Origin of the sequence: Nocardia araoensis NBRC 100135, from assembly GCF_000308435.1 — a bacterium.
Classification (GTDB): Bacteria; Actinomycetota; Actinomycetes; order Mycobacteriales; family Mycobacteriaceae; genus Nocardia; species Nocardia araoensis.
Map to the genome: position 1 here is coordinate 1 of NZ_BAFR01000273.1, position 1,360 is coordinate 1,360.

At 66.1% G+C, this 1,360-nt stretch carries 1 pseudogene; it reads left to right on the top strand.

What is annotated here, in order from left to right:
• Positions 1-55 precede the first annotated feature (55 nt).
• A pseudogene (locus ON21_RS37495) lies at positions 56-1,230 on the top strand (IS701 family transposase).
• The last annotated feature ends 130 nt before the right edge of the window (positions 1,231-1,360 follow it).

The window sequence follows — 1,360 nt, forward strand, 5'->3', positions numbered from 1 at the left end:
TTAGCACGACAGTTGTAGTTCGTTACCTGTAGATTGTGGCGTGCTGGAAGATGTTGTGCCGCAGGATATTGCGGTGTGGCGGGCGAGTCTGGATGACGTGTTCGCCCGCGTTGCGGGGGCGTTCGGCCGGGCGGAGCCGCGAGGGTGGGCGAGGGCGTATGTGACGGGGTTGCTGGCGCCGGTGGAGCGGAAGAACTCCTGGCAGCTGGCCGAGGCGGCGGGAGCGGTAAGTCCGGATGGGTGCCAGCATCTGCTGAACCGGGCGCGTTGGAGTGCCGATGAGGTGCGCGATCAGGTCCGCTCGTACGTGGTCGAGGCGCTGGCTTCGCCGGATGGGGTGCTGGTGGTCGATGAGACGGGATTTGTGAAGAAGGGACTGCGCTCAGCCGGGGTGCAGCGGCAGTATTCGGGCACCGCGGGCCGGATCGAGAACTGCCAACTGGGTGTGTTCCTCGCGTATGCCGGTCGCTCGGGCCGGGCGTTGATCGACCGTGAGCTGTATCTGCCGGAGTCATGGATTGCGGATCGCGACCGCTGCGCGGGTGCCGGTGTTCCCGAAGACCGCTGGACCCGAGGAGTTTTGACCAAGCCACGGTTGGCTGAAGCGATGATCGGCCGGGCGCTGGCCGCGGGTGTGACCGCCGGGTGGGTGACCGCCGATTCGGCCTATGGACGTGACGGCAGATTCAGGGCGTTCCTGGAGTCGCATCGGATGTCGTATGTGGTGGAGGTGCCGGTCAGGCACACCATCACCGACGTCGATGGCCGCCGAAGAGTCGATACCCTGATCAGCCGCGCCCCCGCCGAAGCATGGCACCGGGTCTCGGCCGGTCCGGGAGTCCGGGGTGAACGCGAATACGACTTCGCCTGGGCCACCCTGCCGGCCTTCGATGACATCCCGGCCGGTTTCGTACGCACCCTGCTGGCCCGGCGATCTCTCGACCATCCCGCGGATATCGCCTACTACGTGTGCTTCCACCCCGACACCATCGACCGCGGCCAGATCGTGGCCGTCGCCGGCGCGAGGTGGGCGATCGAGGAATGCTTCCAGCCAAAGGCCAATGCGGTCTCGACCACTACCAGGTCCGCAAGTACGACGCCTGGTACCGGCACATCACCCTTGCCATGCTCGCCCACGCCTTCCTCGCCGTCACCGCCGCCACCGGCCCAAAAGCCCACGCGGGCTGGGCCGAATCACAGTCGCCGAAATCCGCCGTCTCCTGGCGATAGTGCTCCACCCCGCCCGCACCCTCACCCATGCCCTCGCCGCCTCCCGCTGGCGCCGACACCACCAAAACCGTGCCCAACAAACCCGCTACCAACGAAATCGACTACAAAGTAACGAACTACAACTGTCGTG